General features: G+C 56.6%; 4 protein-coding genes. 1 reads left to right on the top strand and 3 read right to left on the bottom strand.

Annotated elements, in window-relative coordinates; genetic code table 11:
* Positions 1-33: 33 nt before the first annotated feature.
* Together J1778_RS01250 and J1778_RS01245 are read right to left on the bottom strand one after the other, a co-directional pair.
* Positions 34-19,818, bottom strand: a complete 19,785-nt coding sequence (locus J1778_RS01250; protein ID WP_217171646.1) for an Ig-like domain-containing protein — start codon at positions 19,816-19,818, stop codon at positions 34-36.
* An 82-nt stretch (positions 19,819-19,900) separates the two neighbouring features.
* Complete coding sequence (locus tag J1778_RS01245) at positions 19,901-21,259, bottom strand: TolC family outer membrane protein (protein ID WP_217171645.1); 1,359 nt, start codon at positions 21,257-21,259, stop codon at positions 19,901-19,903.
* A 1,072-nt stretch (positions 21,260-22,331) separates the two neighbouring features.
* Here J1778_RS01245 and J1778_RS01240 point away from each other — a divergent pair.
* Complete coding sequence (locus J1778_RS01240; protein ID WP_217171644.1) at positions 22,332-22,916, top strand: helix-turn-helix domain-containing protein; 585 nt, start codon at positions 22,332-22,334, stop codon at positions 22,914-22,916.
* A gap of 112 nt (positions 22,917-23,028) precedes the next feature.
* Here the strand turns inward: J1778_RS01240 and J1778_RS01235 are convergent, their stop codons facing one another.
* On the bottom strand, positions 23,029-23,643 hold the full coding sequence (locus J1778_RS01235) for a helix-turn-helix transcriptional regulator (protein WP_217171643.1): 615 nt from the start codon (positions 23,641-23,643) through the stop codon (positions 23,029-23,031).
* Positions 23,644-23,755 lie beyond the last annotated feature (112 nt).

The following is a 23,755-nucleotide window of genomic DNA, read 5'->3' as shown; positions in this document are numbered from 1 at the left end:
AGGACGTTTCCCCTGCTCCGCTTCTGCGACTGATTAACCGACAATCAGCTGATGGTTCGCCAGCAACGTCGCCAGATCGGTATGCACGTTGTTCAGCGTAGCGATGGTCGTCATCGACTGTGCTGAACCGCTGCCATCCATATCCACCTTGATGACGGTGTTGTTGCCTTCTGTGGTCACCGACAGGTAATCGGTGATGTTGCCCGCCGAGGCATCCAGCGTCGCTACGCCATTGACGTAGCTGGCCGAGCCCGTACCGCTATAACCGCCGGACTGCAACAGCTCGCTCAGATCCAGACGGTCTGAGTTCGCCGTACCTTCCCATGTGCCGACCGTAAAGCCGTTGATGGTATCCGAGCCGTTACCGCCGGTGGCGTCAGAACTGTCCAGCAACTTGTACAGCAGCGTATCGTGCCCGCCGTTGCCTAAGTTGAAGGTATCGTTGCCACCGCGCCCTTCGAACACGTTATCGCCCGCGCTGCCGGTGAACACATCGTCGTATTTCGACCCGGCAATCCCTTCGATATCCCTGAAGGTTGACGTGTTGAACCCGGTGTTCTGCGCGTTACTGCTGCTCAGATCCACCGTGACGCCGCTGGTGGCATTGCGGAAATCGACGATGTCCTGACCGCCGGTGGCGCTCCATGTCGCATGGTCTGACGTGGTGCTCCAGCCGCCGGAGCCGTTGTACACATAGGTGCCGCTTTCCGCGATAAACGTATCGTTGTAGCCGGTACCGGTGATCGTCCCGCTGTTACCGCCGGTTGCCGCATCTGCGGTTAACGAGTAGCTGCTGGTGCCATCGCCTGCGGTCAGGTCGTTCCAGGTTTCATTGGACGACACGCCGTTAATGTTACGTACCAGCACTGCCGAATAGGTTTCATTCGGATCCAGCCCGTAGAAATTCACCAGCGCCGAGGCATCGTTAATACCGATACCTGACTGGGCGTTGATGATCTGTGAGGCCACCAGTTCACCGGCAGAGTTATAAAGCTGCACGGTGTTGCCGTAGAACACGTTCATCCCTTCGCCGTCGAGAATGCGCAGGTGGATCGCCGTGCCGTCAGCAATCGTGCTGTTGTTAGCGATGTACACCACTTTGCCGTTAGCCTGCGATACCAGCAGATCCTGCGTCCCGTTCCAGTCGTAATCGAGGGTCGCAATCCCCGTCACGTTGACCAGTGACGAAGCCAGCGCGCTGCTGGTCCAGCCCTTGCCGGTGCCGTCGTTAAGATACAGCGTGGCCTTCTGGCTGCCGGAATAGGTGCTGAACTTGATGATGTCCATATCACCGTCACCGTCCCAGTCCACGGCGGCTGACAGATAACCGCCCGCTGACGAGTTAGTGGTGGCTGTCTCAACCTGCGTGGTGGAACTCAACAGATTGCCGTTACCGTCGTTGTAGTAGATCACCCCGCCGTAGTTGGTGGAGGAACCCGAGTTACGGCTGGTCGCCAGATACAGGTCCATGTACCCGTCTCCGTTGAAATCACCCCAGGTCATCGACGCCGCGCTGGTCTGATTGTTTTCATTCGGGACAAAGACGTTCGCCAGAACCTGCGTTTCGGTCAGCGTGCCGGAGCCATTGTTGCTGGCAACCGACAGGGCATACACGCCGCTGCGGTTGGTGTGCTGAACGATGTCCACGGTACCGTCGTTGTTGATATCCACACCGGAGATTTCACGATAAGAAATCCCGGCCAGACCTGCCGCACCATTGGTACCATCGACGGTCAGCACGCCATTGTTATTGACCAGATAGGTACGGGAGTCGCCGCCCGAATCGCCGTATGCCAGATCAATCCAGCCATCGCCGGTTTTATCGTAAGCAATCACGCCGCCCCAGTAGATCAGCACGCCCGTTCCCTGAACACCCTGCGTATACGTCCCGTCCGTATTGGCCTTCCACATCACCTGCTGATAGTTGGTGTAAATGGTTTCTGACGCATAAATATCAGACGTGCCGTTACGGTCGGTATCTGCCAGGGTATAACTCACCACATAGTTACCGCGGGAGTTGGTCAGCGTGGTGGCGGTATAGTTGTTCAGTCCCGTACTGCTGTAGTCCGACATGCCAGAAACAATGTTCCACAAGCCGTTACTGTTCAGGCTGAATGCCAGCGAGTTGGTGTAAGCGCCGCTGGCCGTGGTCGCCCAGCTGGTGTCCACCGCCGTTTCGGCATAAATCACTATCGCGCTGGTGCTGATGCCGGCATCGTTACCGTTACCGGCGCTGCTTCTTACCTGCGCGGTCACGTCATAACTCGCCAGTCCGAGCGCGCCCGGCACCTGCAGATACCAGGTGTTGTTCAGCGGATCGACCACCACGGCGCCGCCGGTTTCCGACGTGTAGGTCACGCCGTTCACCACCACCTGCACATACATCCCTTCGCCCAGTGCTTCGGACAAGGTACCGCTGATGATCGGCGTCGTATCTTGCGTAGATTCCGGCGTCACGGTGGCAATCGTGGTCGGAATCGACGTATCTACCGTCAGGGTGAAATCAGTGGACGACGTGGTGTTCCCCGCCAGATCCTGCGATTTCGCCACGTAAATATACGTGCCGTCCGCCAGCGCTGAATCGGAGAAGGTCCACGCCAGACCGACCACCGTGGCGACGCCGACATACACGCCGTTACGGTAGATTTTCAGCACTTCGCCATCGGCCAGCGCCTTGCTCAGCGTGCCGCTCAGCGTCGGTGCAGTTTCATCGGTGTAGGTGCCGGAACCGAACGAACCCGTACGATCGCCTTCGTCATCGGAATACTTAACGATGGTCGCCACCGCTTCAGGATTCAGCGTGTCGATGACCACCGTCTGGCTGCCAATGGTGCCGATGTTGCCCGCCTGATCGATAACCCGAACCTGCACGTTGTAATTGCCGTCCGCCAGCACGGTGCCGGTCGCGTCATAGCTCCAGCCCAGACCGTTCACAACGACATCAGTCCATGTTTTACCGCCGTCGAGGCTGATTTGCGCCCTTTCGTCAGTCGCCAGCGCCGCGCTCAGTGAACCGGTCATCGTCAGCGTATTGTCGCTGGTGATGAAGTCACTGGCGGAATCGCCGGTATCATTACTGATCGCCTCGATGGTGATGATTTGCGTCGGCGCGGTGGTATCAATCGTCACCACCTGTTGCGCGGTCTGGCCGACGTTCCCGGCCTGATCCACCACGCGAACCTGATACAGCGTCTGCCCGTCCGTCAGCGTGCGACCGTCAACGTAAGTCCAGGTGCTGCCGGAAAGCGTCACGGTGGTCCAGGTTGCGCCGTTATCGACACTGATCTGCACCACTTCACCCGGACTCAGTTCCGCGCCAATTGACCCTTTGACCGTCAGCGAGGTATCGCTGGTGACAAAGTCGCTGGCAGAAGAACCGGTGTCCGTCGTAATGCTGTCGATGGTTACGGTTTTGCTGCTGTCCGGCGCAGTGGTATCGACGGTAACCACTTTCGAGGTCACGTTACCAACGTTACCCGCCGCATCGACCACGCGGACGTTGTAGGTGTAATCGCCGTCCGTCAGCGTGCGGCCATCGGTAAATGTCCAGCCGGTACCGATCGTCGTCGCGTTCGCCCAGGTCTGGCCGCCGTCGACACTCACCTGCACCACTTCGTCAGCGGCAAGCGTTGCGCCGAGCGACCCGGTGACGGTCAGCGAAGTGTCGCTGGTCACAAAGTCATTGCTGCTCAGACCGGTATCCGTGCTGATGGCATCAACGCTGACCGTTTTGCTGCTGTCCGGTGCCGTGGTGTCAATCGTGACCACCTGACTGGCGGTCGCGCCGACGTTACCAGCCAGATCCACCACCCGCATCTGGTAGTTGTAATCCCCGTCGGTCAGCGTGCGGCCGTCGATGTACGTCCAGGTCAGGCCGCTGATACTGACGTCATTCCAGGTCGTGCCACCGTCGAGGCTGATTTGTGCGTACTCATCCGCCCCCAGCGCCGCACCGAGCATGCCGCGCAGATTGATGGTGGTGTCGCTGGTGATAAAGTCGCTGCTGCTCAGGCCGGTATCCTGCGAAATCGCATCAATACTGATGGTCTGGCTGGCGTCTGGTGCCAGGGTGTCAATCACCACCGTCTGCGACGCCGTTGATCCGACGTTGCCCGCCGCGTCAATCACCCGCACGTTATAGGTGTAACTGCCATCCGCCAGCGCGCTTCCCTGCGCGTAGCTCCAGGTGGTTCCGGTCACGGTCAGCGTGGTCCAGGTCACCCCGCCATCCAGGCTGATTTGCGCGGACTCGTTGTTACCCAGTGCCGCAGACAACGCGCCTTTGAGCGTGATGGTGTTATCGCTGGTCACGAAATCGCTGGTGCTGCGACCGGTGTCATCGCTGACCGAATCAATACTGATGGTCATTGATGGCGCGGTGGTATCGACCGCAATGTCGTGGCTGGCCGAACCGCTGTTGCCGATGCTGTTAGTGACCGACGCAGTGATACTGTAATTCTCACCATCTGCCAGCGCCTTCACGGCATTGGCGCTCAGGTTCAGCGTCCAGCTCTGATCGTTTGCCACCTGCGTGGTGTACGTCGCACCGTTCAGGGTAACGGTCACTGTCGAACCCGCCGCTGCGGTTGAAGTACCGGTGATCGCCAGCGGACCACTGTGTTCCGCCGCGCTGACCACATCGTCCTGCGCGAAGGTGTTGATGGTAATTTCAGGTACGGCACCGCTGAGGCTGACAGAAGAATCTGTTGCCGCCGGATTACCCGCCACATCTTTCACGGATGCAGTGACGGTATAACTGCCGTCTGCCGCGCCGTTGAAATCCGCCGCAGGCACATTCACGCTCCACGTGCCGCCGGTTGTGACGGTGGCGTGGTATTCGCGATTGTTAAAGGTCACGGTGACAATCTGCCCCGCTTCCGCCGACGTGGTGCCGCTGATGGTCTGACCCGCCAGTTGCTCAGTGGTGTTGATGATGTCATCACCGGCGATGGTGCTGATGGTCAGCGTTGGCGCAACCGTATCGACAATCACCGAGGTATTGGCAGATGCAGGATTACCCGCCACATCGGTAGTGCTGGCGGTGACCGTCAGCGTGCCGTCTTTCAGGGCGGCCACGTCGTCTGCCGGAACACTCACCGACCAGGTACCGTTGGCATTCACGGTGGTGGTGTAGGTTTCATTGTTGAGCGTCACGCTGACCGTCTGACCCGCCTGCGCGGTAGACGTGCCGCTGAGCGTCAGCGGCTGGCCCAGTTCAGCGGCATTCAGCATGCCATCGGCGGTGACCGGGTTGATCAGCAGCGCAGGCGCGGTAGCATCAACCACCACGTTATGCGTCGCGCTGGCCGTATTGCCCGCCGCATCGCTGGCACTGGCGCTCACGGTGTAATTACCGTCCGCAATCGCCGCCAGATCGGTTGACGGAACGCTCAGCGTCCATGCCCCGTTCGCGCCGACCTCTGCGGTATAACTTTTCCCGTTCAGCACCACAGTTACTTCAGTACCCGTCGCCAGCATGTCGCTGCCGCCAGAAATCGTCAGGCTGGTGCCTTTTTCCGCCGCATTGATGATGTCGTCCTGCGCAATCGTGTCGATGCTCAGGCTGACCGCACTGGCATTCACGGTGATCAGGTGATCGCTGCTGCCGGTGTTGCCCGCGCTGTCGGTAATGCTGACAGAAATCGTGTTCTCGCCGGAGGCCAGCCCCTTAATCACGCCCGCCGGAACGCCGACACTCCAGTTACCGCTGGCATCCACCACCGTGGAATAGGTGACTCCGCCAATCACCAGCGTGACCAGGTTGCCCGGCTGGGTGCCGGTGCTGCCGCCGCTGATCACCTGTGCCTGCGAGTGTTCCGCCGCGTTGATCACGTCGTCGCCCGCCACCGTATTCACGCTGACGACCGGCGCAGTGATATCCACCAGCACCGAACCGCTGACAGAGGAACTGTTGCCCGCCACGTCTTTCACCGTCGCGTTCACAGAATAGGTGCCGTCAGTCAGCGCCGAGGCGTCCGCTGCCGGAACAGACGTGCTCCAGGTGCCGTCAGTGCCAACGGTCGCGGTGTAATCTTTGCCGTTCAGGGTGACAGTAACGATCTGACCGGCTTCGGCCGTTGAAGTCCCGCTCAGTACCACATCTGCACCGGCTTCCGCGCTGTTGAGCACATTGTCACCGGCGATGGTGTTGATGGTGATGGTCGGCGCAGACGCGTCCACTTCCGCCGTATTCGCTGCGCTGGCGCTGTTGCCTGCCACATTGGTAACGCTGGCGGTGGCGGTCACGTCGCCGTCTTTCAGGCTGGTCATGTCACCCGCCGGAACGTTCACGCTCCAGCTGCCGTCAATGCCAACGGTCGTAGTGTAAGTGTGCCCCGCGAAGTTCACGGTCACGGTCTGACCGGCTTCCACGTTTTGTGTCGAACCGCTCAGGGTCAGGTCTGCCGCTTTTTCTGCTGCGTTAATGATGTCATCAGCCGCGATGGTGTCCACGGTGATCGCCACGCTGCTCAGATCGACGGTGACGTTGTTCGAAATCGTCACTGAGTTACCTGAAGCATCGGTGCCGGTCACGCTAATCGCAAGCGCACCCGCAGGCCAGTTCGCCACGTCCGCTGCCGGAACCGCAGCAGACCACGCGCCGTTCGCGCCAACGGTCGCCTGATAATCGACGCCGTTGATGGTCACGGTGACTGAACTACCTGCTGCGATGTCGGTGCTGGTGCCGCTGACAATCTGGTTCTGCTGGATCTCGATGCTGTTGATCACATCATCGCCCGCAACGGTATCGATGCGCAGACCCGGCAGACCGGCGTCGATGTTGATCTCGCGATCGGCGCTGCCGGTGTTGCCGTGCTGATTGGTGACGGATGCGCTGATAGTCAGGTCGCCGTCGCCGAACCCTTTCAGGTCCGCAGAAGGCACGCTGACGCTCCAGCTCAGGTCGTCCTGCACTTCGGCGGTGTAAGTTTTGCCGCCCAGCGTAATGGTGACGGTATCGCCCGCCGCCGCATTAGTGACCTTCCCGCTGATAGTCTGAGCGGCGTTGATTTCCGTGGCGTTAACGATGTTGTCAGTCGCCACCGGGCTGATGCTGACGGACGGCAACGAACTGTCGACCAGAATGTCGTGCGTGGTGCTGCCGGTGTTACCCGCCGCGTCGGTGCTGCTGGCGGTCAGGGTGTAATCCGCTTCGCCGAGTTTCGCGACATCTGCCGCCGGAACGTTCAGCGTCCAGGTGCCGTTGCTGACGGTTGCGGTGTAGTTCTGGCCGTTGAGGTTCAGCGTAATCACGCTGCCGTCGGTACCGTTGCTGGTGCCGCTGACGGTCAGCGCTTCACCTTTTTCGATGGCGTTAATCACGTCATCAGCTGCGACGGTGTTAATGGTCAGAACCGGCGCAACAGTATCCACCGTGACGTCGTGCGTGACGGAACCGTCGTTGCCTGCGGCATCTTTGACGCTTGCGCTGATGGTGTATGACCCGTCGGTCAGCGTGCTGACCACGTTCGCCGGTACGCCAACGCTCCAGTTGCCGTTCGCATCCACGGCAGCCGTGTAGCTGTGGCCGTCGATTTCAACGGTGACTAATCCGCCCGCCGGAACGCCTGTGCTGCCACCGGAGATCATCAGGTTCTGCTGATGCTCCTGCGCGTTGATCACGTCGTCGGCTGACACGGTGTTGATGGTCAGGGCTGGCGCAGTGATATCCACCAGCACCGAACCGCTCACAGATGAACTGTTACCGGCCACATCTTTGACCGTGGCATTCACGGAGTACGTGCCGTCAGTCAGCGCCGAGGCGTCTGCCGCCGGAACAGACGTGCTCCAGGTACCGTCGGTGCCGACGGTCGCGGTGTAATCGTTGCCGTTCAGGGTGATGGTCACCACCTGACCGGCTTCGGCGGTAGACGTCCCGCTCAGCACCACATCCGCGCCCGCTTCCGCGCTGTTCAGCACGTTATCACCGGCGATGGTATTCATCGTGATTACCGGTGCGAGCGTATCGACCGTCACATCCTGAGCCGCGCTGGCGCTGTTACCGGCAGTATTGGTTACCGAAACCTGAATTGAGGCATCGCCATCTTTCAGCTGGGTCATATCCGCAGCCGGAACGGTCAGGCTCCATGCACCACCGGTTTGTACCTGTGTGGTATAGCTGTGACCCGCAAAAATAACGGTCACGGTCTGACCGGCTTCAACGTTTAACGTAGTGCCGCTCAGGGTTAAATCTGCCGCTTTCTCTGCGGCATTCAGCATGTTGTCAGTGGAAACCGTATCGATGGCGATACTGACACTGCTGAGATCAACGGTGATGTCATTGCTGATGGTGACGCTGTTGCCCGCAGCACTGGTTCCGCTCACAGTCACCGTTAACGTACCGGCAGGCCAGTTCGCCACGTCAGCCGCAGGAACTGCCGCTGACCACTTGCCGCCTGCGCCGACGGTCGCCGCATAATCAACGCCGTTAATGTTCACGGTCACGCTGCTGCCCGCGGCCAGACCGGTGCTGGTTCCGCTGACAATCTGGTTCTGATTAATTTCGATGCTGTTGACGATATCGTCGCCCGCAACGGTATCAATACGCAGACCCGGGATTGCCGCATCAATGACGATATCGCGCTCACCGGAACCGCTGTTACCGCTGGTATTGGTCACGCCGGCGGAAATGTTCAGGCTGCCGTCGCCCATGGCGGCCAGATCGGCTGCCGGAACGGTCAGGCTCCAGGAGAGATCGTTCTGCACCTCTGCGGTGTAGGTTTTACCGCCCACGGTCACGGTGACGGTTTGTCCCGCTTCCGCGTGTGTGACGGTGCCGCTGATCACCTGATCCTGCGTGATTTCAGTGGCGTTGATCACGTCATCACCGGCGACCGTATTAATGGTCACCGCCGGGCTGTCGGACGAGGTTTGCAGCGTTTTAGCCGAAGATCCGCTGTTGCCGTAAACGTCGGTGCCGCTGACGCTGACCTGATAAAGCGCCTGCCCCAGATTCGCCAGGTCGCTGGCCGGAATGTCCGCACTCCAGACGCCGCCGTTGACGGTGCCCTGATAGTTCAGGCCGTTAAGCGTCACAATAACCGTCGCGCCATCAGCCAGCCCTGTCACGGTACCGGTGACGGTGAGCGTGGTCTGTGCTTCGGTGGCGTTAAGAATGTTATCGCCACCCGCCATGTCATTGATAACAAATACCGGCGCAGTGGTTTCCACCGTCACGTCACGGCTGGCAGAACCGTTATTTCCGGCAGTGTCCGTGACCTTCGCGGTGATGGTGTAGCTGCCGTCATTCAGGCCGCTGACCACATTCGCCGGAACCCCGACGCTCCAGTTACCGGAGCCATCGCTGACCGCACGGTAATCGACGTTGTTGATGGTCACCGTGACCACAGAACCCGCGTCCACACCGCTTACGGTGCCGCTGATCACCTGCGCCTGTCCGTGTTCGGTACTGTTGATGACGTTATCGCCCGCCACGGTATTAATCGTGACTTCCGGCGCGGTCAGATCAACCTGCGCGGTGCCGGTAGCGGTCGCCGGATTACCAGCGATATCGCTGACGCTGGCGGTCAGGGTATAAGAACCGTCGCCCAGACCGGAGAACACGCTGTTCGGCACACCGGTTGTCCAGGTGCCGTCTGCGGCTACCGTCGCGGTGTAAGTTTCACTGCCCAGCGTGATGGTGACGGTCTGCCCGGCCTGCGCCGTACTGGTGCCGCTGAGTGTGACCTCGGTACCCGCATTGATGGCGGTCAGCACATCACTGGCGCTGATAGTTTGAATGGTTACCGTCGGTGCAGACGCATCCACTTCCGCCGTATTCGCCGCGCTGGCGCTGTTGCCTGCCACGTTGGTGACGCTGGCGGTGGCGGTCACGTCGCCGTCTTTCAGGCTGGTCATGTCACCCGCCGGAACGTTCACGCTCCAGCTGCCGTCAGTGCCAACGGTCGTAGTGTAAGTGTGCCCCGCGAAATTCACGGTCACCGTCTGACCGGCTTCGACGTTTTGCGTCGAACCGCTCAGCGTCAGGTCTGCCGCTTTTTCGGCAGCATTAATGATGTCATCAGCCGCGATGGTATCGACGGTGATCGCCACGCTGCTCAGATCAACGGTGACGTTACTGGAGATGGTCACGGAGTTGCCTGACACATCAGAGCCGGTCACGCTAATCGCAAGCGCACCCGCCGGCCAGTTCGCCACGTCAGCCGCAGGAACTGCCGCCGACCACGCGCCGTTCGCGCCAACGGTCGCCTGATAATCGACGCCGTTGATGGTCACGGTGACTGAACTGCCCGCCGCGATATCGGTGCTGGTGCCGCTGACGATCTGGTTCTGCTGGATCTCGATGCTGTTGACCACATCGTCGCCCGCAACCGTATCGATGCGCAGACCCGGCAGACCGGCGTCGATGTTGATCTCGCGATCGGCGCTGCCGGTGTTGCCGTGCTGATTGGTCACGGATGCGCTGATAGTCAGGTCGCCGTCGCCAAATCCTTTCAGATCGGCAGAAGGTACGCTGACGCTCCAGCTCAGGTCGTCCTGAACGGTCGTGGTGTAAGTCTTACCGCCGAGCGTAATGGTGACGGTATCGCCCGCCGCCGCGTTGGTGACCTTCCCGCTGATAGTCTGATCGGCATTGATTTCCGTGGCGTTAACGATGTTGTCAGTCGCCACCGGGCTGATGCTCACGGACGGCAGCGAACTGTCGACCAGAATGTCGTGCGTCGCGCTGCCGGTGTTACCCGCCGCGTCGGTGCTGCTGGCGGTCAGGGTGTAATCCGCTTCGCCGAGTTTCGCGACATCTGCCGCCGGAACGTTCAGCGTCCAGGTGCCGTTGCTGACGGTTGCGGTGTAGTTCTGGCCGTTGAGGTTCAGCGTGACGGTGCTGCCTTCCGCGCCGTTGCTGGTACCGCTGACGGTCAGGGCTTCGCCTTTCTCGATGGCGTTGATCACATCATCAGCTGCGACGGTGTTAATGGTCAGAACCGGCGCAACGGTATCGACAGTGACGTCGTGCGTGACGGAACCGTCGTTGCCTGCGGCATCTTTCACAGAAGCCGTTACGGTGTATGACCCGTCGGTCAGCGTGCTGACCACGTTCGCCGGTACGCCGACGCTCCAGTTGCCGTTCGCATCAACGGCTGCCGTGTAGCTGTGGCCGTCGATTTCAACGGTGACTAATCCGCCCGCCGGAACGCCCGTGGAACCACCAGAGATCATCAGGTTCTGCTGAAGCTCCTGCGCGTTAATGATGTCGTCGGCTGACACAGTGCTGATAGTGAGGGCTGGCGCGGTGATATCAACCAGCACCGAACCGCTCACAGATGAACTGTTACCGGCGACGTCTTTCACCGTCGCGTTCACAGAATAGGTGCCGTCAGTCAGCGCCGAGGCGTCCGCCGCCGGAACCGACGTGCTCCAGGTGCCGTCGGTGCCGACGGTCGCGGTGTAATCGTTGCCGTTCAGGGTGATGGTTACAACCTGACCGGCTTCGGCAGTAGACGTCCCGCTCAGTACCACATCTGCACCGGCTTCCGCGCTGTTCAGCACGTTGTCACCAGCGATGGTATTGATAGTGATGGTAGGCGCAGACGCGTCCACTTCCGCCGTATTCGCCGCGCTGGCGCTGTTACCTGCCACGTTGGTGACGCTGGCGGTGGCGGTCACGTCGCCGTCTTTCAGGCTGGTCATATCGCCTGCCGGAACGTTCACGCTCCAGCTGCCGTCAATGCCAACGGTCGTAGTGTAAGTGTGCCCCGCGAAATTCACGGTCACCGTCTGACCGGCTTCGACGTTTTGTGTCGAACCGCTCAGCGTCAGGTCTGCCGCTTTTTCGGCAGCATTAATGATGTCGTCCACCGCGATGGTATCCACGGTGATCGCCACGCTGCTCAGATCGACGGTGACGTTGTTCGAAATCGTCACTGAGTTGCCCGAAACATCGCTGCCGGTCACGCTGATATTCAACGCACCCGCTGGCCAGTTCGCCACATCAGAAGAAGGAACCGCCGCCGACCACGCGCCGTTCGCGCCGACGGTCGCCTGATAATCGACGCCGTTGATGGTCACGGTGACTGAACTGCCTGCCGCGATGTCAGTGCTGGTGCCGCTGACGATCTGGTTCTGCTGGATCTCGATGCTGTTGACCACATCGTCGCCCGCCACGGTGTCGATGCGCAGACCCGGCAGACCGGCGTCGATGTTGATCTCACGATCGGCGCTGCCGGTGTTGCCATGCTGATTGGTCACTGACGCATTGATAGTCAGGTCGCCGTCGCCAAATCCTTTCAGATCCGCAGAAGGCACGCTGACGCTCCAGCTCAGGTCACTTTGTACTTCAGCCGTGTAGGTTTTGCCGCCCAGCGTAATGGTGACGGTATCACCCGCTGCAGCATTAGTGACTTTGCCGCTAATCAGCTGATCGGCATTGATTTCCGTGGCGTTAACGATGTTGTCTGTCGCCACCGGGCTGATGCTGACGGACGGCAGCGAACTGTCGACTAAAACATCGTGCGTCGCGCTGCCGGTGTTGCCCGCCGCGTCGATGCTGCTGACGGTCAGGGTGTAATCCGCTTCGCCGAGTTTCGCAACGTCGGACGCCGGAACGTTCAGCGTCCAGGTGCCGTTGCTGACGGTTGCGGTGTAGTTCTGACCGTTGAGATTCAGCGTAATCACGCTGCCGTCGGTACCGTTGCTGGTGCCGCTGACGGTCAGCGCTTCACCTTTTTCGATGGCGTTAATCACGTCATCAGCTGCGACGGTGTTAATGGTCAGAACCGGCGCAACAGTATCCACCGTGACGTCGTGCGTGACGGAACCGTCGTTGCCTGCGGCATCTTTGACGCTTGCGCTGATGGTGTATGACCCGTCGGTCAGCGTGCTGACCACGTTCGCCGGTACGCCAACGCTCCAGTTGCCGTTCGCATCCACGGCAGCCGTGTAGCTGTGGCCGTCGATTTCAACGGTGACTAATCCGCCCGCCGGAACGCCTGTGCTGCCACCGGAGATCATCAGGTTCTGCTGATGCTCCTGCGCGTTGATCACGTCGTCGGCTGACACGGTGTTGATGGTCAGGGCTGGCGCAGTGATATCCACCAGCACCGAACCGTTCACAGATGAACTGTTACCGGCCACATCTTTGACCGTGGCATTCACGGAGTACGTGCCGTCAGTCAGCGCCGAGGCGTCCGCCGCCGGAACCGACGTGCTCCAGGTGCCGTCGGTGCCGACGGTCGCGGTGTATTCATTGCCGTTCAAAGTGACAGTGACGATCTGACCGGCTTCTGCCGTCGACGTGCCGCTCAGCACCACATCTGCACCGGCTTCCGCGCTGTTGAGCACGTTATCACCGGCGATGGTGTTGATGGTGATGGCTGGCGCAGAGGCATCCACTTCGGCGGTATTCGCCGCGCTGGCGCTGTTACCTGCCACATTGGTAACGCTGGCGGTTGCGGTGACGTCGCCGTCTTTCAGGCTGGTCATATCGCCTGCCGGAACTTTCACGCTCCAGCTGCCGTTGTCCTGCACGGTCGCGGTGTACGTATGACCCGCAAAGTTCACGGTTACGGTCTGACCGGCTTCGACGTTTTGGGTTGAACCGCTCAGCGTCAGGTCTGCCGCTTTTTCAGCGGCATTAATCATGTCGTCCACCGCGATGGTATCCACGGAGATCGCCACGCTGCTCAGATCCACGGTGACATTATTCGAAATCGTCACTGAGTTACCCGAAGCATCGCTGCCGGTCACGCTGATATTCAACGCACCCGCTGGCCAGTTCGCCACGTCCGCTGCCGGAACCGCCGCTGACCACGCGCCGTTCGCGCCAACGGTCGCCTGATAATCGACGCCGTTGATGGTCACGGTGACACTGCTGCCCGCTGCGATATCGGTGCTGGTGCCGCTGACGATCTGGTTCTGCTGGATCTCGATGCTGTTGACGACATCGTCGCCAGCCACGGTGTTGATACGCAGACCCGGCAGACCGGCGTCGATGTTGATCTCGCGATCGTTGGTGCCGGTGTTGCCGTGCTGATTGGTGACGGATGCGCTGATAGTCAGGTCGCCGTCGCCAAATCCTTTCAGATCGGCAGAAGGTACGCTGACGCTCCAGCTCAGGTCGTCCTGAACGGTCGTGGTGTAAGTCTTCCCGCCCAGCGTAATGGTGACGGTATCGCCCGCCGCCGCATTGGTGACCTTGCCGCTGATAGTCTGATCGGCATTGATTTCCGTGGCGTTAACGATGTTGTCAGTCGCCACCGGGCTGATGCTCACGGACGGTAGCGAACTGTCGACCAGAATGTCGTGCGTCGCGCTGCCGGTATTGCCCGCCGCGTCGGTGCTGCTGGCGGTCAGGGTGTAATCCGCTTCGCCGAGTTTCGCAACGTCGGACGCCGGAACCTTCAGCGTCCAGGTGCCGTTGCTGACGGTTGCGGTGTAGTTCTGACCGTTGAGATTCAGCGTAATCACGCTGCCGTCGGTACCGTTGCTGGTGCCGCTGACGGTCAGGGCTTCGCCTTTTTCGATGGCGTTGATCACATCGTCGGCTGCAACGGTATTGATAGTCAGAACCGGCGCAACGGTGTCGACAGTGACGTCGTGCGTGACGGAACCGTCGTTGCCTGCGGCATCTTTGACGCTTGCGCTGACGGTGTAGGAACCGTCGGTCAGGGTGCTGACCACGTCCGCCGGAACCCCGACGCTCCAGTTGCCATTGGCATCCACGGCGGCGGTGTAGCTGTGGCCGTCGATGTCAACGGTCACCAGACCGCCCGCCGGAACGCCCGTGCTGCCACCGGAGATCATCAGGTTCTGCTGATGCTCCTGCGCGTTAATGATGTCGTCGGCGGAAACGGTGTTGATAGTCAGCGTTGGCGCGGTGATATCAACCAGCACCGAACCGCTCACAGACGAGCTGTTACCGGCGACGTCTTTCACCGTAGCATTCACGGTGTAGGTGCCGTCGGTCAGCGCCGAGGCGTCTGCTGCAGGAACAGACGTGCTCCAGCTGCCGTCGCTGCCGACGGTCGCGGTGTAATCGTTGCCGTTCAGGGTGATGGTTACAACCTGACCGGCTTCGGCAGTAGACGTCCCGCTCAGTACCACATCTGCACCGGCTTCCGCGCTGTTGAGCACGTTATCACCGGCGATGGTATTGATAGTGATGGTAGGCGCAGACGCGTCCACTTCCGCCGTATTCGCCGCGCTGGCGCTGTTGCCTGCCACGTTGGTGACGCTGGCGGTGGCGGTCACGTCGCCGTCTTTCAGGCTGGTCATGTCACCCGCCGGAACGTTCACGCTCCAGCTGCCGTCAGTGCCAACGGTCGTAGTGTAAGTGTGCCCCGCGAAATTCACGGTCACCGTCTGACCGGCTTCGACGTTTTGCGTGGTGCCGCTCAGCGTCAGGTCTGCCGCTTTTTCTGCTGCGTTAATGATGTCATCAGCCGCGATGGTGTCGACGGTGATCGCCACGCTGCTCAGATCGACTGTGACATTGTTCGAAATCGTCACTGAGTTGCCCGAAACATCGCTGCCGGTCACGCTGATATTCAACGCACCCGCCGGCCAGTTCGCCACATCAGAAGAAGGAACCGCCGCCGACCAGTTGCCGTTTGCGCCCACGGTCGCCTGATAATCGACGCCGTTGATGGTCACGGTGACTGAACTGCCTGCCGCGATGTCAGTGCTGGTGCCGCTGACGATCTGGTTCTGCTGGATCTCGATGCTGTTGACCACATCGTCGCCCGCCACGGTGTCGATGCGCAGACCCGGCAGACCGGCGTCGATGTTGATCTCACGATCGTTGGTGCCGGTGTTGCCGTGCTGATTGGTCACGGATGCATTGATGGTCAGATCGCCATCGCCAAATCCTTTCAGATCCGCAGAAGGCACGCTGACGCTCCAGCTCAGATCACTTTGCACTTCAGCCGTATAGGTTTTGCCGCCCAGCGTAATGGTGACGGTATCACCCGCTGCGGCATTAGTGACTTTGCCGCTAATCAGCTGATCGGCATTGATTTCCGTCGCATTAACGATGTTGTCGGTGGCGACCGGGCTGATGCTGACGGACGGCAACGAACTGTCGACCAGAATGTCGTGCGTGGTGCTGCCGGTGTTACCCGCCGCGTCGGTGCTGCTGGCGGTCAGGGTGTAATCCGCTTCGCCGAGTTTCGCAACGTCGGACGCCGGAACCTTCAGCGTCCAGGTGCCGTTGCTGACGGTTGCGGTGTAGTTCTGACCGTTGAGATTCAGCGTAATCACGCTGCCGTCGGTACCGTTGCTGGTGCCACTGACGGTCAGCGCTTCACCTTTCTCGATGGCGTTAATCACGTCATCGGCCGCAACGGTATTGATGGTCAGAACCGGCGCAACGGTATCCACCGTGACGTCGTGTGTAATTGAACCGTTGTTGCCTGCGGCATCTTTGACGCTTGCGCTGATGGTGTAGGAACCGTCAGTCAGCGTGCTGACCACGTTCGCCGGAACCCCGACGCTCCAGTTGCCGTTCGCATCAACGGCGGCCGTGTAGCTGTGGCCGTCGATTTCAACGGTCACTAATCCGCCCGCCGGAACGCCCGTGGAACCACCAGAGATCATCAGGTTCTGCTGATGCTCCTGCGCGTTGATCACGTCGTCGGTGGAAACGGTGTTGATGGTCAGAGCTGGCGCAGTGATATCCACCAGCACCGAACCGCTCACAGATGAACTGTTACCGGCGACGTCTTTCACCGTCACAGTGACTGAGTACGTGCCGTCAGTCAGCGCCGAGGCGTCTGCCGCCGGAACAGACGTGCTCCAGGTGCCGTCGGTGCCGACGGTCGCGGTGTAATCGTTGCCGTTCAGGGTGATGGTTACAACCTGACCGGCTTCAGCCGTCGAGGTGCCGCTGAGCACCACGTCCGCACCGGCTTCCGCGCTGTTCAGCACGTTGTCACCGGCGATGGTATTCATCGTGATGGCCGGTGCAACGGTATCGACCGTTACATCCTGAGCTGCGCCCGCGCTGTTGCCCGCCGCATTGGTCACGCTGACGCTGACTGTCGCGTCACCGTCTTTCAGAGTGCGCATATCCGCAGCAGGAACGTTTACGCTCCAGCTGCCGTTGTCCTGCACGGTAGCGGTATACGTGTGGCCCGCGAAATTCACGGTCACCGTCTGACCGGCTTCGACGTTTTGCGTGGTGCCGCTCAGCGTCAGGTCTGCTGCTTTTTCGGCGGCATTGATGATGTCGTCTGCAGCAATCGTATCAATTGCAATGGCGAGGCTGCTCAGATCAACGGTGACGTTACTGGAGATGGTCACGGAGTTGCCTGACACATCAGAGCCGGTCACGCTAATCGCAAGCGCACCCGCAGGCCAGTTCGCCACGTCCGCTGCCGGAACCGCAGCAGACCATGCGCCGTTCGCGCCGACGGTCGCCTGATAATCGACGCTGTTGATGGTCACGGTGACTGAACTTCCCGCCGCGATATCGGTGCTGGTGCCGCTGACGATCTGGTTCTGCTGGATCTCGATGCTGTTGATCACATCATCGCCCGCAACGGTATCGATGCGCAGACCCGGCAGACCGGCGTCGATGTTGATCTCACGATCGTTGGTGCCGGTGTTGCCGTGCTGATTGGTGACTGACGCATTGATAGTCAGGTCGCCGTCGCCAAATCCTTTCAGATCGGCAGAAGGTACGCTGACGCTCCAGCTCAGATCGTCCTGAACGGTCGCGGTATAGACATTGCCGCCCACGGTGACAGTGACGACATCGCCTGCGGCCGCATTAGTGACTTTGCCGCTGATGGTCTGATCGGCGTTGATTTCCGTGGCGTTAATAATGTCGTCGCCTGCCGTGACTGCAATAGTGACATTCGGCAGAACGGAATCGACCACCACGTTGTGTGTGGCTGAACCGCTGTTACCTTCAGCATCGGTGCTGCTGGCGGAAAGGGTATAGGTTGCTTCGCCGAGTTTTGAAACGTCGGTAGCGGGAACGGTAACCGTCCAGTTACCGCCGGATACGGTACCGGTGTAGGTAATGCCGTTCAGCGTCAGGGTGACCGGCGTACCATCGGCACTGTTGCTGGTGCCGCTGATTTCCAGCGCTTCACCCTTTTCAATGGCATTAATAACGTCGTCGGTTGCAACGATATTGATTGCCAGTTCCGGCACTTCCGAAGCAACCAGCACTGATGTTGACTGCGAGCCCGTGTTGCCCGCTTTATCGGTGATGCTGACGTTGACTTCGTAACTGCCATCCGCCAGTGAACTGAATACGGACGCCGGTAAACCGACACTCCATGAGCCATCAGCCGCCAGCGTGGTGGTGTAAGTCTGACCATTAATGAGCAGCGTCACGGTATCGCCTGCTTCCCCGCCGGTACTGGTGCCGCTGACGATTTGCGCCTGAGTTTGCTCTGCGCTGTTGAGGATATTGTCACCGGCGATGGTATTAATGATGACGACCGGAACCGTCGTGTCGACCCGCACATCGTGCGTGGTGGACGTGCTGTTCCCCGCCGTATCACTGACCGAGGCACTGACAGTGACATTCCCGTCTTTGAGTACGCCCGCATGGGCAGCAGGGACATCCACCGACCAGTGACCATTGGCATCCACGGTTGCGCTGTAGGCGATGCCGTTAAGCAGCAGCGTCACAACCTGCCCGGCTCCGGCATCCGACGTCCCGCTGAGCGTCAGTGGCTGACCTGATTCTGCGGCATTGAGAATATCGTCTCCCGCGACGGTGTTAATCACCAGCGCAGGAGGATGGGTATCAACCGTTAAGGTCGAGCTGGAAGTAATGGTATTGCCCGCGCGATCCACGCCGCTGACCTGAACGGTATACACGCCGTCGGCAAGGGCCTGCGCATCCGCAGCCGGGACATTGACCGACCAGCTGCCGTCTGCCGCCACGGTGGTCTGCCAGCTTGAACCATTGAGGGAAACCGTCACGGTGGTTCCCGCGGCCAGATTCGCGCTTTGGCCAGAAAGGGAAACATCTGCGCCCGCTTCTGCGGCATTCAGCACGTTATCTCCGGCCAGGGTATCGACACTCAGGGATGCTTTATCCGTTACGATGTTGAGCGTAATGGAACCTGCGCTGGTGCTGGAACCGTTGCTTTCCTGAACCACGATATAGGTATGGGATCCCGCAGACTGAGGCGCAAGTTGAGCCGTCCACTGTCCGCTGGCATCGACCAGCGTCGTCGCGATAATTTTTCCGCTGGCATCCACAATAGAAATTTCAGCCCCCGGATTACCGGTGCCGGTGAAAGTAGGACGCACGTCATCGGTCACCGCCTGATTGGCAAGAATGCCCTGGCTGTCACCCTCAGTATCCGTCACCAGGAAGGTTGGACGGGCGACTTCGACATCTTTGGTGTTATCAATGACTTTTGTTTTTTCGTCGGAACCGCCGCTGTGTCCCAGCAACGCCCCCACGGCGCCTGCACCCAGCACGCCGGCCAGCAAATAGGGCCATTCAACACTGACTTCCGTCGTACTGAGCAGTAAAGGTTCGAGGCTTGCGAGGGGCGTTTCAACCGCATGAACCGTAAAGGCAGCCGTATCATGTGCCGCTGTCGCATCGGTGAAATCAATTTCGGTTAGTTGTTGATTTTCATCCTGGAAAACCAGTTTATTTTCATTATCCTGACCGATATTCTCAAAATATCCTACGCAACGAATGACCGAGCCATCCTGCATATGAATAATCAGGTCATTACCGCTTCGTTCATAGCTGGCGACATTTTTCACCGAATCATGAATAACCACGATGCCCGATTCATTCATTGCGAGTGCCGTATTTCCCTGGGCAGTGAATTCGTTCTTCAGCGACGTTTTGCGAGAGATAATATCTATGCTTCTGCTCATGATATTGTCCTTAATCCTTGTCTGTAATGTGAGGTGTTGTTTCAATGCTAAAAAACATTTTTGTTGTTGATTTAACTGCAGGTTATTTCAGATCGGGTAACGACTGTTTCTCGCCCTGACTAATTCCAAGCTGAGGCAATAAGTTATTTACCGCCGTCGTGTAATTAATCAGTGAATACCAGCTGTCGTATTTGGCGCTGACTTGTGAAAACTCAGCCTGGAAGACGTCCTGCTCTACGCTGAGTAAATCATTCAGCGTGCGCTGGTTAAGTTTATATTCGCTTTTGTACACATCGCGCGAGCGGATGGAATCCTGTAGCTGTGCCGCGCTGGCCTGCACCTGCCCTTCGGCGCCCGCCCAGTTGGCATAAGCCACTGACGCTTTTTGCAAGATATCCAGCTTGGCCTGATCAACGAGCGTCGCAGCAATATTTTTGCGTCCTTCTGCCTGACTCACGCGTGCAGAAACGGCTCCGCCCTGATAGAGCGGTGCATCCACATGTAACTGGATTTGATTATTCCAGTACGGGTTATTATTCGTTTCGTAACGCGTCCGGCTGGCCTGCAAACTCAGCGTAGGTAAATAATCTGATTTGGCTTTACTGACTTCATAAGAGGCTGACTCCTGCTGTGTCTGCGCAAATAAAACGGTAGGGATTTTCGAATAATCGATATTCTCCGGCACAACCGGATTATCAAAATCACTGGCGGTAAATGGCTGATAATATTTAGCCTTCACGCCGGTCAGCGATTCTAATTGCGCTTTGGCTGCCGATAAACTCGCCTGATATTGTTTCAGCGTTGAACGCATGCCTGAAATACGCGATTGCGCCTGCAATACATCGGAACGGGTGCTTAATCCCGCGTCCGCACGTAAGGAAGACATTCTTCTGACGTCTTCCAGCGCACGGATATTTTCCTCAACCGTGCGGGTGAGGTCCTGATATTTCAATACGTCCAGATACGCGGTCGCGGTTTGCTCGGCAACGTCAGACATTGTCGCCAGTAATTTATAACGATAGCTTTCCTGCGTTGACTTCTGCTGACTGACATTGGCATTTGTTTTGCCAAAATCATACACCAGCTGAGAAAGCGTAAGACCATAGGCAGCCGCATTATTCAGGCTGTTAGAAAAATCCTGCTGGGTTGAGTTGCCAGTATTCGCCGTCAGACCCACCTGCGGATACCACGCACTTTGCGCTTCACGGATCTGCGCCTGACCGATACCCAGCTGATAGGCTTGCTGCGTAACCGAAGGACTGCGAGAAAATGCCTGCAAGATAGTTGATTTCAGATCAACAGAATCGAGCCCTCTCATCGCAGGTGCATTAGCCCACGCATTGACACTTTCTGAAACATTTGCAAAGACCACGCCAGGGAATGTCAGTAACACACCCAAAATACTTAACGGTATGGCAATAATCTTAGACCACTTGTTCATCTGACACTCCTGTCATTATCCTTAGGGAGAACGTCCTCGCGCAGCCATTGCACAGTCCTCCAACCCCCTGTTTCCTGTGACTCTGACGCTATTATTACAATCTTCGCGCTGCAGAAAAAGTGGTCAAAAATTACGTAAACCAGCAGAAACACATTCACAAAGGAGGAAAAATCCTAATAATCACATTCATTGAGTGAATGTGATTAATGTTATAAATCAGTATCTTGTTTTTGATAAAAAATGGAAAAATCTGATCGTCTGAAAGGCGGATTTACAGTGAAAATTGGCATCATTTTGATTGATAGCTTTACAAAACTCAGTCATATCTTAGGATAATTTGCAAAATCCTTACAAATAAATCCCTGTTATTTCCCTTTTAGCAGGCATTCATGACCGTGATCAGATGGAAAAGGAGAGAATAAAAACAAATTTTCACCCACAGATTAAAAGCAACATTTTGCTAACAATGATTTAAATACAATGTAAAAAACATCTTATCATCGCCCGCAATAATGATTAATCATCATCTGACAATCCTCCTTAAGTATTAGCCACCGGTTATCGCCATTGCGAGATAAAATGGACAACCTTCGCAGAGATTTCATCCGATATTCTTTCGAAAGTTTCATGAAACGAAAATTCATGACCTTATCTGAAGGGCATTTTTTTGATGAGGTGATCTTCAAAACAACGATTTTAACGTCTGTTAAATCAGTTAAATTAGTAGTGAGGCGGGTCGCAGCAGGTTTCTTTTTTGGTGTCTGAGAGTGTCAGTTTTTGTACATTAACTTAAGAATGTTTAAGTATTAAACGATGAAATTAAAAATATTCCTAAACACGTAATTTATTTTGTCAGCAATAGAAAAAATACCATCTATTATCAGATAGTTGCACTGTAAGTTTCAGAATGTTTATTTACATGATAATAAGATGATCATATTTGGTTACGTTGACGACTGCATTCTTACCCGATAGTATACCGGAAAGCTTATTTGGTAATAATAACGGAGATGTATTATCAGGTATACGCAATGATCTCTACGGAAGCCAATGCATTTAAAGGAATGGATTAATGATGCGCATTGCACTTATAGACTCATGCACATTCACATATGTAGGGTTAAAAAACCTATTTTCTTTAATCCGCACCACTGCAGGTATAACGTTCAATCAAATCAGTGCAGAAGCCGCTCTGGATAAGAATGCTGAAATATTCGACATTTATGTCATTGAGCCAGGAGAGGTCAGTTTCGAGTTTAATATAGATAAATACATCTATAATTTGAAATCGATAATACAGCAAGAAAGCAAGGTCATAATCTTTAGCGATAACATCATTGTTAACAGCAAGTTAGCTGACTTTTGTTTATGTAAAGGCAACTCCTTTTCAAAAGTTTTTTTCTTCTTTGACAGCTTATTGAAAAAGGAATACGAATCAATCAGGCCTTTTCTTGAGGACTATTTGCTCAGTAAAAATGAAGCCATCTTGCTTCGCTGCCTGTCAAAGAACCAACGCATGAAAAGCGTCGAGAAAATCACATCAATTCCAATCTCTAACCTTTATTACTATAAATACAGCGCGATGAGAAAGCTCGGCCTTAAAAGTACTAAAGAGTTGTTTCGCTATCTTAATCGTGTGCTCAACCACTCCGTGTAATACCTGGATTGCAGTATTTTATCTATAAAAAAAGCTATCGCTAAACGATAGCTTTTTTTAGTTTATTAAGATGACATCCCAGAATACCCGGGAGAACAAATCTGCGCCCGGATCACTGCATCAGATACTTGTACAAATCTATCGAGTTTTTAAGCCCTAACTTCTTCATCGCATTTCGCTTATGGGTACTGATCGTCTTACTGCTCTTCCCCATTTTTTGCGCCACACTCGAATTGGTCTTCATGCTTTTAATCTCACATAATACTTCACGTTCCATGGACGTCAGACACATTCTTGCCGGATCAAAGACTTCATTTTTCTTTCTGTTTAAATAGGGGCTGATGGTCATCTGATAATTAAGGTCAACGACGCCGGTAATGAGCATCTTTCTCAGCACGGTCAACTCTTCCTGTTCAGAGATGAGCATATCAATGTTCTCTTCAACAAGGCGAGTAAGTCTGTCGTATTGTTCAATTTTAGTGATCACAATGACGCGCGGTGGCTTATATAAAAAATCCATTCTGCGGATAAACTTAATCACAGAGTTAAAGTTTTCAACGTTATTATTTATCTCAATAATAATACAGTCGATGTTCATACCAATCCCTGAATCGTAGAACTCATTCAATGAAGAAAACAAGTTCACTTTTGAATTGACATGTTTAAGGATCGACGAGAGCGTCAGCATCTCATAATAGCCAGAGTGGATAACAACCGTTTGTTTCATTTATCATTCCATTGGTAGTACTTTCCGTTGTAGTTCCTTTCTGAGGAAAAATCCTAATCCTCCTGAACACGGGCTAATCTTAATGAGGCTATTTATACATGTCGATAGTGAG

The organism is Rahnella bonaserana (assembly GCF_019049675.1).
GTDB lineage: Bacteria > Pseudomonadota > Gammaproteobacteria > Enterobacterales > Enterobacteriaceae > Rahnella > Rahnella bonaserana.
This window is presented reverse-complemented; position numbering and strand designations above follow the sequence as displayed.

Excerpts from the sequence above, each read along its gene's own strand:
- J1778_RS01235 (WP_217171643.1), bottom strand. The coding sequence starts at position 23,643 with ATGAAACAAACGGTTGTTATCCACTCTGGCTATTATGAGATGCTGACG.
- J1778_RS01250 (WP_217171646.1), bottom strand. The coding sequence starts at position 19,818 with ATGAGCAGAAGCATAGATATTATCTCTCGCAAAACGTCGCTGAAGAAC.
- J1778_RS01245 (WP_217171645.1), bottom strand. The coding sequence starts at position 21,259 with ATGAACAAGTGGTCTAAGATTATTGCCATACCGTTAAGTATTTTGGGT.
- J1778_RS01240 (WP_217171644.1), top strand. The coding sequence starts at position 22,332 with ATGATGCGCATTGCACTTATAGACTCATGCACATTCACATATGTAGGG.